Annotated in this window: 9 protein-coding genes; 3 read left to right on the top strand and 6 right to left on the bottom strand. The window is 75.6% G+C overall.

Annotated elements, in window-relative coordinates:
* Window positions 1-100 precede the first annotated feature (100 nt).
* Window positions 101-1,282, bottom strand: a complete 1,182-nt coding sequence (mycP, locus tag ACFF45_RS10795) for a type VII secretion-associated serine protease mycosin (protein WP_381345171.1) — start codon at window positions 1,280-1,282, stop codon at window positions 101-103.
* Window positions 1,279-2,529, bottom strand: coding sequence for a hypothetical protein (locus ACFF45_RS10800; RefSeq protein ID WP_381345173.1), 1,251 nt, complete (start codon window positions 2,527-2,529; stop codon window positions 1,279-1,281). The genes mycP and ACFF45_RS10800 overlap by 4 nt, the downstream gene beginning before the upstream one ends.
* A 235-nt stretch (window positions 2,530-2,764) precedes the next feature.
* Here ACFF45_RS10800 and ACFF45_RS10805 point away from each other — a divergent pair, with 235 nt between their 5' ends.
* Window positions 2,765-3,967, top strand: coding sequence for an amino acid deaminase/aldolase (locus ACFF45_RS10805; protein WP_381345175.1), 1,203 nt, complete (start codon window positions 2,765-2,767; stop codon window positions 3,965-3,967).
* Window positions 3,968-3,971: 4 nt separating this feature from the next.
* On the opposite strand, the gene ACFF45_RS10810 is transcribed toward ACFF45_RS10805, so the two are convergent.
* Genes ACFF45_RS10810 through ACFF45_RS10825 form a run of 4 tightly spaced genes read right to left on the bottom strand, consistent with a single transcriptional unit; the run spans window position 3,972 to window position 8,405 of the window.
* Complete coding sequence (locus tag ACFF45_RS10810; RefSeq protein WP_381345348.1) at window positions 3,972-4,862, bottom strand: DUF2510 domain-containing protein; 891 nt, start codon at window positions 4,860-4,862, stop codon at window positions 3,972-3,974.
* Between the two features lie 27 nt (window positions 4,863-4,889).
* On the bottom strand, window positions 4,890-5,672 hold the full coding sequence (locus tag ACFF45_RS10815) for a 3-oxoacyl-ACP reductase (protein WP_381345177.1): 783 nt from the start codon (window positions 5,670-5,672) through the stop codon (window positions 4,890-4,892).
* On the bottom strand, window positions 5,669-7,039 hold the full coding sequence (locus ACFF45_RS10820; protein WP_381345179.1) for an aldehyde dehydrogenase family protein: 1,371 nt from the start codon (window positions 7,037-7,039) through the stop codon (window positions 5,669-5,671). Before ACFF45_RS10820 ends, ACFF45_RS10815 begins: the two co-directional genes overlap by 4 nt.
* A 7-nt stretch (window positions 7,040-7,046) precedes the next feature.
* The gene (locus ACFF45_RS10825; protein ID WP_381345180.1) at window positions 7,047-8,405 is read right to left on the bottom strand and encodes a glutamine synthetase family protein; all 1,359 of its coding nucleotides are present in this window, start codon (window positions 8,403-8,405) and stop codon (window positions 7,047-7,049) included.
* A gap of 100 nt (window positions 8,406-8,505) precedes the next feature.
* On the opposite strand from ACFF45_RS10825, the gene ACFF45_RS10830 reads away from it, so the two are divergent.
* Both ACFF45_RS10830 and ACFF45_RS10835 read left to right on the top strand, forming a co-directional pair.
* Window positions 8,506-9,240, top strand: coding sequence for a FadR/GntR family transcriptional regulator (locus ACFF45_RS10830; RefSeq protein ID WP_381345182.1), 735 nt, complete (start codon window positions 8,506-8,508; stop codon window positions 9,238-9,240).
* 153 nt (window positions 9,241-9,393) lie between these two features.
* Window positions 9,394-10,092, top strand: coding sequence for a gamma-glutamyl-gamma-aminobutyrate hydrolase family protein (locus ACFF45_RS10835; RefSeq protein WP_381345184.1), 699 nt, complete (start codon window positions 9,394-9,396; stop codon window positions 10,090-10,092).
* Window positions 10,093-10,337: the final 245 nt, after the last annotated feature.

A 10,337-nucleotide genomic window follows, 5' to 3' on the forward strand; every position in this document is an offset into this window, starting at 1 on the left:
CCCTTCAACGCCACACCGAACCGAAGGACACGCCGACCTGACCAAGCACTACTAGTGCCGCGGGGTTCCGCGCGGCCGGGGGAGCGCGCGCAGGCGTGCCTCACAGGTCCCGGAAGCCGTCGTACCCGCGGCGGGCGCGCCACAGCACCACCGCCGCGACCAGCAGCACCCCGCCCACGCTGCCGGCCAGGGGGCCGGCCCAGCCCGCGGTGCCGTCGTCGGCGCGGGCGGTGTCCGGGCCGGGACCGAAGTACTCCTCGCCGTACGCCACCGAGCGCAGGCCCTGCGGAGCGAGCCGGCCGGCGGCCTCGACGGCGGCGGCCGGGTCGACGAAGCCGAAGCCGCGGGAGTCGTCGCGGCCGCCGGCCGGTGCGTCCCGGGCGGTGTCCTCCAGGAGCCGCTTGACCTGGGCCGGGGTCAGACCCGGGTGGGCGGCCCTGACGAGGGCGGCGGCGCCGGAGACGAAGGCGGCGGCCGCGCTGGTGCCCCAGCCCTCGTAGTACTTGCGGTCCGGGTCGGCGATCACGACGTCGACGCCGGGGGCGCTGACCGTGGCGTACCAGCGGCGGGTGGAGAAGGAGGCGCGGGTGCCGTAGCGGTCGACGGCGGTCGCGGCGATCACGCCCGGGTAGGCGGCCGGGTAGGAGATGTGGTCGCCCTTCTCGCCGCCGTTGCCGGCCGAGGCGACGACCACGGAGCCCTTCTTCAGGGCGTACTGCACGGCCTCGTCCTCGGCGGGTTCCGGGTGCGCGGAGGCGGAGTCGTCGCCCAGGGAGAGGTTGATGACGTCGGCGCCCTGGTCGGCGGCCCAGCGGATGCCGTCGGCCAGCGCGTTGCCGCGGGTCCTGCGGGCCTCGGCGCGGGCCGGGTCACCGTCCTCCAGGATGACCCGCACGGGCAGGATCCGCGCCTGGGGAGCGATGCCCAGGACACCGTCGGCGTTGCCCGCGCCGTGGCCGTGACCGGCGATGATGCCGGCCATGGCGGTGCCGTGCCGGGCCCAGGCCCGGTCCCCGCGGCCGGCGCCGAAGCCGATCATGTCCTTGGCGGGCAGGACGTTGCCGGCCAGGTCGGGGTGGTCGCCGTCGACGCCGGTGTCCAGGACGGCGACGGTGATGCCCGCGCCCTCGGTGGTCTGCCAGGCCTGCTCGGTGCGCATGGCCTCCAGCGCCCACTGCTGGGCGCGGATCCCGTCGGCGTGCGCGACGGTGGGCGGGACCAGGGCGACCGAGCCGGCGAGCAGCGCGGCGAGCAGTCCCGCCCTGCGGGTGGTGGGCTTCATGAGGGCTGTTCCGTGGCGGAGGTGACGGACTTGCGCAGGCCGCGCTCGACGCGGTCGGCGAGGCCCTTGGCCTCGTGGCCGAGGCCCGCCTGGGCGGCCGCGGTGGGGGCGCCGGAGCGCATCGCCTCGGCGGCGGGCTGCGGCTCGTCGACGGTCCGGGCGTCGGCCCAGCCGGAGACGGCGTACACGACGACCGGCGCGTCGGTGAGCACGGAGACCGTCCAGGAGGCGCGCTGCCCGTCCCCGAAGCCCGCGGCGACGGTGTCGTTCGCCGGGTACGGGCGGGGCATCAGGTCGGTGCGCCGGTCCAGGCCCTCCCGGTCGAACCGGGTGTCCAGCGCGTTCATGGCGGTGGCGTCGGCCGTGGTGAAGAGCAGGCCGACCGTGGTGACGTGGCTCTGGGTGGCGTCGGTGTAGGTGGCGCGCAGCAGCCGGTCGCAGCCGACCGGGGCGAGCACCTCGCGCAGCAGCGGGTCGAAGGCGTCGGCGCAGCCGCTGTCCGGTGCGACGGCGATGCGCGTCCAGACCCGGTCGGCTCCGCCGGGGCCGGCGCCGCGGCCCTGCACGGTGGGCGGGAACAGCTGGTCGACCGGCACGTTGTGCCACAGGCTCCCGGCGGACGCGAAGGCTCCCCGCTCGCCGGCCTCCCCGGGCCCCCCGGTCAGCCAACTGCCGGTCACGGCGCCGCCGATGAGCCCGGCGCCGAGGACGAGGCAGACGGCCGCGGCGAGGGTGCGCCGCCGGAGCAGCGCGCCGGACGGGCCGCCGCGCGCGGTGTCGTCGAATGCCTCGGGCACGCCGAAGGTGACCACGGGCCGCTCCGGGCGGAACGTCCCGGAGGGCTGCCCGGTGCTCCAGGAGCGGGCGGGGTCCGGGGGCGCGGGGGCGCGGGGCTCCGGCGGGGTGGCCGCCGGCGGGCGCCCGGTTCCGGACGGGACCGGGCGCAGGCGCCGGGTGCTCTCCTCGGGGCTCTCGGCACGATTCCCGCCGGGGCGGCGGCCGGGAGGCGGAGGGGCGTCCGGGAAGCGGGCCGAGGCCGGCGGCGGAGGCGGGGGCAGGGGGGCGGTGTCCGGCCGGTGCGGGCCGCGCGGGCCGCCCGGGACGCGGGGGCCCGGCGCGGCGGAGCCGGCGCCCGGCGACGCGCCGCCGTCGCGCTCCGGGGTGGCGCCGTCGTTCGGCCCGTTCGCGGGCCTCGGCGGGCGGGGCGGGCGCGGCGGGATCGGGGCGTGCTGCGCTTCCGTGCTCATGCGCCCCCGTTTCCTCAGGCCGGTCTCCTCGCACGCGGGCCGTGCCCGTCACGCCGTCGCACGCGTACCCGCAGGGGCGGTCCGGCATCCGGCGCGGTGGCGGGCGGAGTCGCTCCCTGCGTGCGCGTCACTCTACGGGTTGCCCCCGCCGGAGCGGGAACCAGTCCACGAGCACGGGGCATCTGCCCGGAACATCCCTCTGCCCTGCGGTATCCCGGTCTGGCAGGCTTCGTTCATGACTGCGCGCGCCACCGACCGGGCCGGTTACGACCGGGCCACCGCCCATCTCGACGCCCCGCTGGCGATCGTGGACCTGGACGCCTTCGACGCCAACGCGGACGACATGGCGCGCCGCGCGGGCGGGAAGCCGATCCGCGTCGCCAGCAAGTCGGTGCGCTGCCGTGCCCTGCTCGAACGCGTGCTGGCCCGGGACGGCTTCGCGGGGGTCATGGCGTTCACGCTCGCCGAGTCGCTGTGGCTGGCCCGCTCCGGCTTCGAGGATGTCCTCGTCGCCTATCCGTCGTCGGACCGGGCCGGCTTCGCCGAACTCACCTCCGATCCCCAGCTGGCGGCCGCCGTGACGGTGCTGGTCGACGACCCCGCGCAGCTGGCCTTCGTCGACCGGGCGCGCGACGGCGGCCGTGAAGTGGTGCGGGTCTGCCTGGAGTTGGACACCTCGCTGCGGCTGCTGGGCGGGCGCGTGCGGGTCGGGGCCAGGCGCTCGCCGCTGCACTCCCCCGCCGACGTCGCCGACCTGGCCCGGGCGGTGGCGCGGCGGCCGGGGTTCGAGGTGGTGGGGATCATGGCGTACGAGGGGCACGTCGCCGGTGTCGGGGACGCGGTCGCGGGGCGGCCGGTGCGCTCGCGGGCGGTGCGGCTGATGCAGGCGGCCGCGCGGCGGGAGCTGGCCGAGCGGCGCGCGGCCGTGGTCCGCGCGGTGCGGGCGGTGGTGCCGGGACTGGAGTTCGTCAACGGCGGCGGCACGGGCAGTGTGCAGCACACCGCCGCGGAGGACGCGGTCACCGAGATCGGCGCCGGGTCGGGGCTGTACGTGCCGCGGCTGTTCGACAACTACACGTCGTTCGGCGGCCGTCCGGCGGCGCTGTTCGCCCTGCCGGTGGTGCGCAGGCCCGGTGTCGGGGTGGTGACCGTCCTCGGCGGCGGCTATCCGGCGTCCGGCGCGGCCGGGCCGGACCGGCTGCCCGTGCCGTACCTGCCCGAGGGGCTGCGGTACGACCCCCAGGAGGGCGCCGGCGAGGTGCAGACGCCGCTGCTCGGCTCCCCGGCGGACGATCTGCTGATCGGCGACAAGGTGTGGTTCCGGCACGCCAAGGCCGGTGAGCTGTGCGAGCGGTTCGACGCGCTGCGGCTGGTCCGGGGCGAGCGGGTGACCGCGACCGTGCCGACGTACCGCGGCGAGGGCCGTACCTTCCTGTGACGGGTCAGCCGGGCGGGCTGATGCCGGCGCCCACCCCGCCGCCGGTGCCGGCGTCGCCGACCGGCCGGATCCCGTCGGTGATGCGGTCCATGTCGGACAGCGGCGGCCCGTCCGGGCCGGCGTCGAAGACGTAGCGCACGACGACCGGCGCCTCGGTGCCCACGCTGGACTGGAAGGCGAGGGACTGGACATAGCCGCCGGGGCCCTCGGCGGTGACGACCCGCCAGCGCACGGCGTACCCGGCGCGGCCCGCGACCGCGACCGGTCCGGCCCGGACGACCCGGTGCGACGCGATGCCGCCGTAGGGGCGCCGGCCCACGGCGTCCCGGTCGTAGGCCTCGTCGGCCGCCTCCGCGACGTCCGCCTCGGCCAGCGCCTCGGGGGACGTCTCGTCGTTCTCGGTGACCGTGCGGGAGATGACCATGCCGTGCCGGCAGATGCCGCCCTCGCCCGGGCAGTCGTACGTCCCGTCGGTGGTCATCATGACGTTGTCGACGCTGACGTGCTCCGGCCGGACCCAGCCGTCGAGCAACGGCAGGGTGATGCCGTTGAGTTCGTCCGTGACGACGGCCGGGTCGCCGGGGGCGGGCGCGGCGGGGGACCCGGAGGGCGGGGGCACCGCCGCCGTGGCCGTCGCGGCCGGCGGGGCGGGGTCCGCCGGCCCGCCGCCGTCGTCGCCGGTGCCGAACACGACCGCACCCGTGACCAGCGCGGCCACCAGGACCGCCCCGGCGGTGGTGAGGGCGAGGGCCCGGGCGCGCGGGGACACGGCACCGCCGCCCGCCGGGACGGGCGGGCCGGGCGGACGCCGGTGCCCGGTCCAGGCCGTGCCGTCCCACCAGCGCTCGGCGTGCGGGGCCGACGGGTCGGGGTACCAGCCGGGCGGAGGTGTCATGGTCACGTGGGCACTGTAGGCCGACGGCTACAGCGGTGTGACGTACGCCCCCGAGATCCCGCCGTCCACCAGGAAGTCGGTGGCGTTGACGAAGGAGGAGTCGTCGCTGGCGAGGAACGCCACGGCGGCGGCGATCTCGTCGGCCTCGGCGAACCGGCCGAGCGGGATGTGCACCAGGCGGCGTGCGGCGCGCTCCGGGTCCTTGGCGAACAGCTCCTGGAGCAGGGGGGTGTTGACCGGGCCGGGGCACAGGGCGTTGACCCGGATGCCCTCGCGGGCGAACTGCACGCCCAGTTCCCGGGACATGGCGAGGACGCCGCCCTTGGACGCGGTGTACGAGATCTGCGAGGTGGCCGCCCCCATCCGGGCGACGAAGGACGCCGTGTTGATGATGGAACCCTTGCCCTGGCGGCGCATGTAGGGGATCGCGGCCTTGCAGCACAGGTAGACGGAGGTGAGGTTGACCTCTTGGACGCGCTGCCATGCCTCCAGGCCGGTCTCCAGGATGGAGTCGTCGTCGGGCGGGGAGATGCCGGCGTTGTTGAAGGCGACGTCGACGCTGCCGTACGTCTCATGCGCCGTCCGGAACAGCGCCTCGACCTGCCCGGGGTCGGTGACGTCGACGTGGACGAAGATCCCGCCGGTCTCCTCGGCGGCCGCCTTGCCGCGGGCCTCGTCGACATCGCCGCAGACGACGTGCGCGCCCTCGGAGGCGAGCCGGCGGGCGGCGGCCCGACCGATGCCGCTGCCGGCTCCGGTGACGACGGCGGTACGGCCGGCCAGCCGGCGGCAGATGATCTCTTCGGTCACTGGGGACCCTCCGTGCTGAGGAAGACGTTCTTGGTCTCGGTGAACGCGGCGAGTGCGTCCGGACCCAGCTCGCGGCCGAGGCCGGACTGCTTGTAGCCGCCGAACGGGGTCCAGTAGCGCACGCTGGAGTGGGAGTTGACGGACAGGTTGCCGGCCCGCACGGCCTGCGAGACGCGCAGGGCGCGGCCGACGTCACGGGTCCAGATCGAGCCGGACAGGCCGTAGTCGGTGGCGTTGGCGAGGCGGACGGCGTCGGCCTCGTCGTCGAAGGGCAGCACGACCGCGACGGGCCCGAAGACCTCCTCCACGGCCACGCGCGCGTGCGGGTCGACGCCGGTCAGGACGGTGGGCGGGAACCAGAAGCCGGGGCCGTCGGGGGCCTTGCCGCGGATGCCGGGGGCGTCCGCGTCGACGTACGCGCGGACGCGGTCCAGCTGGCTGCGGGAGATCAGCGGGCCCATGTCCGTGGCCGGGTCGGCGGGGTCGCCGACCCTGACCGCCTCGACAGCGGGGGCGAGGAGGTGCAGGAAGCGGTCGAAGACGCCGCGCTGGACGAGGATGCGGGTGCGGGCGCAGCAGTCCTGGCCGGAGTTGTCGAGGAAGGACATGGGGGCGGCGGCCGCGGCGGCTTCGAGGTCGGCGTCGGCGAAGACGATGTTGGGGCTCTTGCCGCCGAGTTCGAGGGTGACGCGCTTGAGCAGCGCGGAGCCCTTCACCAACACCTGTTTGCCCACGGTCGTCGACCCGGTGAAGACGATCTTCGCGACACCGGGGTGCTCGACGAGCGCGGCGCCCGCGACCGGGCCGTGGCCGGGCAGCACCTGGAAGAGGCCTTCCGGCAAACCCGCCGCCAGGGCGAGTTCGGCCAGCCGCAGGGCGGTGAGCGGGGTGGCCTCGGCCGGTTTGAGGAGCACCGCGTTGCCGGCCGCCAGGGCCGGAGCCGTGCCCCAGGCCGCGATCGGCATCGGGAAGTTCCAGGGCGCGATGACGCCGACCACGCCCAGCGGTTCGAGGAGCGTGACGTCGAGGCCGCCCGGCACCGGGATCTGCCGCCCGGTCAGCCGCTCCACTCCCCCGGCCGCGTAGTCGAGCAGGTCCCGGACGTTGCCCGCCTCCCAGCGGGCGTTGCCGATCACGTGCCCGGCCTCGCGGACCTCCAGCCGGGCCAGTTCCTCGACGTGGGCGTCGACCGTGGCGGCGAACCGGCGCAGCAGCCGGGCGCGGTCGCCGGGGGCCAGCGCGGCCCACCGCTCCTGCGCCCGCGCGGCGCGTACGACCGCCGCGTCGACGTCGGCCGCGGACGCCGCCGGGACCGTGGCGACGATCTCCTCGGTCGCCGGGTTCCGTACCTGGAGCTGTTCGGACATCACGGCCTCACATGCGTTCGAAGGAGCGGCGCAGCTCCCAGTCGGTCACCGCGGCGTCGAAGGCCTCCAGCTCGACGCGCGCCATGTTGCGGTAGTGCGCGACCACCTCGTCACCGAAGGCGGCCGCGGCGATCGGGCTGCGCTCCCACAGGCCGGCGGCCTCGCGCAGGGTGGTCGGCACGTGCTCGTACCCACCGGTGTAGGCGTTCCCCGGGCAGGCCTGGGGCAGCTCCAGCTTCCGCTCGACGCCGTACAGCCCCGCCGCCACCATCCCGGCCACCGCGAGGTACGGGTTGACGTCTCCGCCGGGCAGCCGGTTCTCGAACCGCAGCGACCGCCCGTGCCCGACGACCCGCAGCGCGCAGGTGCGGTTGTCGTGCCCCCAGGCGACGGCGGTCGGGGCGAAGGAGCCCGGCTGGAACCGCTTGTAGGAGTTGATGTGCGGGGCGTAGAGCAGGGAGAAGTCGCGCAGCGCGGCGAGTTGCCCGGCGAGGAAGTGCCGCATGACCTCGGACATGCCGTCGTCGCCGGGCATCACCGTGCGGCCCGTGTCGTCGGCCAGCGACAGGTGGACGTGGCAGGAGTTGCCCTCGCGCTCGTTGTACTTGGCCATGAAGGTGACCGACACGCCCTCCTGGGCGGCGATCTCCTTGGCGCCGGTCTTGTAGATCGCGTGCTGGTCGCAGGTGATCAGGGCCTCGGCGTAGCGGAAGGTGATCTCGTGCTGGCCGGGGTTGCACTCGCCCTTGGCGGACTCGACGGTCATCCCGGCGCCGGCCATCTCGTTGCGGATGCGGCGCAGCAGGGGCTCGACGCGGCCGGTGCCGAGGACCGAGTAGTCGACGTTGTAGCGGTTGGCCGGGGTGAGGTCCCGGTAGCCGGCGTCCCAGGCCTGCTCGTAGGTGTCGCGGAAGACGATGAACTCCAGCTCGGTGCCCACCTGGGCGGTGAGGCCGAGCCCGGCGAGGCGTTCCAGCTGGCGGCGCAGGATCTGCCGGGGCGCCGCCACGACCGGTGAGCCGTCGGCCCAGACGAGGTCGGCGACGGCCAGGGCCGTGCCCTCGTGCCAGGGGACGCGGCGCAGGGTGCTCAGGTCGGGGACCATGGCGAAGTCGCCGTAGCCGCGGTCCCAGGAGGACATCGCGTAGCCGTCGACGGTGTTCATCTCGGTGTCGACGGCGAGGAGGTAGGTGCAGCCCTCCGTGCCGTGCTCCAGCACCTCGTCGAGGAAGAAGCGCGCGGCGAACCGCTTGCCCTGGAGCCGGCCCTGCATGTCCGGGAAGGCCAGGACGACGGTGTCGATCTCACCGCCCGCGGTCAGGGCGTGCAGCTCCTCGACGGTGAGCGGGGCGGTGCGGTCTGCCACGGGAAGGGCCTCCTTCGGGCTGCTGCGCGCAAGCGCCGGCCGGACCGGGAGCCCATAAGGTATTGGGGCGAACCATTGCTTGGGAAGGGGACACCGCCAGATGTCAGTGGATCCGGTGGCCGGCCGGGGGGACCCGTTGACGCCGGTGCTGCGGCCGGTCCGGGCCGGCAACGGCTTCGAGGAGGCGCTGCAGCAGATCCTCCAGGTGCTGCGGCTCGGACTGGTGCCCGGCGGTGAGCGGCTGCCCGCCGAGCGGGAGCTGGCGGAACGCCTCGGGATCAGCCGGGTGACGCTGCGCGAGGTGCTGAAGGTGCTCCAGGACCAGGGGCTGGTCGAGGCCCGGCGGGGGCGGTACGGCGGGACGTTCGTGCTGCCGCGCGCGGACGGCGGCGGCCAGGACGAGCTGCGGCGGCGGGTCGCGGGCGTCGACATCGAGGACGTGCTGCGGTTCCGGGAGGTGCTGGAGGTGGGCGCGGCCGGGCTGTGCGCGGCGCACGGGCTCACCGGGGAGCGGGCGCGGCGGCTGCGCGCGGCGCTGGCCGGCACGCACGACGCGCCGCTGGCCGGCTACCGGCGGCTGGACACGCTGCTCCACCTCACCCTCGCCGAGCTGTCCGGCTCGCCGACGCTGGCCGCGCAGTACGCGGCGGTACGGGCCACGGTGAACGACCTGCTGGACTGCATCCCGCTGCTGGTGCGCAACCTGGAGCACTCCCAGCGCCAGCACGCGGCGCTGGTGGAGGCGGTGCTGGACGAGGACGCGGAGGCGGCGCGGGAGATCATGCGGGAGCACTGCGCGGGGACGGCGGCGCTGCTGCGGGGGTTCCTCACCTGAGGTCCGCTTGCACGGTGCGGCCGTCCCGGCAAAGGTATGAGGGCTGTCCATTACAGGCACGATCCATGACAGGCACGATCCCTTGCAGGCACGATCCGTCGTCGGCGTGATGTCGCGCAGGCACGATCGGCCGCAGGCACCGCGGGAGGACGAATGACCGGCAGGCCGCTGATCGGCGTCAGTACGTACCTGGAGGCCGGGGCACGCTGGCGCGTGTGGCAGCTGGACGCGGTGCTGCTGCCGGCCGGGTACCCCCGGCTGGTGCAGCGGGCGGGCGGGCTGGCCGCGATGCTGCCGCCGGACGCGCCGGAGCACGCGGCGGCCGCGGTGGCCCGCGTCGACGGCCTGGTGATCGCGGGCGGCCCGGACGCCGACCCCGGCCGCTACGGCGCGGAGCGCGACCCGCGCACCGGGCCGCCCGCGCCGGAGCGCGACGCCTGGGAGCTGGCCCTGATCGACGCCGCGCTGGCGGCGCGGGTGCCGCTGCTGGGCGTCTGCCGGGGCATGCAGCTGCTGAACATCGCCCTGGGCGGCACCCTCCTCCAGCACCTGGACGGGCACGCGGAGGCGGTCGGCGTCTTCGGCCACCACACCGTCAAGCCGGTCCCGGGCACGCTGTACGGCGGCGTGGTGCCGGAGGAGGCGACGGTGCCGACGTACCACCACCAGGCCGTGGACCGCCTCGGCGCGGGCCTGGTCCCCTCGGCGTACGCGGCGGACGGCACCGTGGAGGCCGTGGAGCTGCCCGGCGAGCACTGGGTGCTGGGGGTGCAGTGGCATCCGGAGATGGGCGAGGACGTGCGGGTGGTGCGGGCGCTGGTGGAGGCGGCGGGCGGGACCGCGGACGGGTGAAGGGCGCGGTGACCCCGCAGGGGTGAGGCCAGGGCGACCACGGACGGACGAAGAGCGGGCCGCGACCACGGACGGGCGAAGGGCGGGACCCCACCGCGGACGGGTGACGGCGGGCGAACGCGAACAGACGAGGAGCAGGACCCCACCGCCAACGGCTGACCGCCGGACGAACGCGAACAGACGAAGAACAGGACCCCACCGCCAACGGCTGACCGCCGGACGAACGCGAACAGACGAAGAACACG

Source organism: Streptomyces cinereospinus, assembly GCF_042430725.1.
In the GTDB taxonomy this organism is placed as follows: Bacteria; Actinomycetota; Actinomycetes; order Streptomycetales; family Streptomycetaceae; genus Streptomyces; species Streptomyces cinereospinus.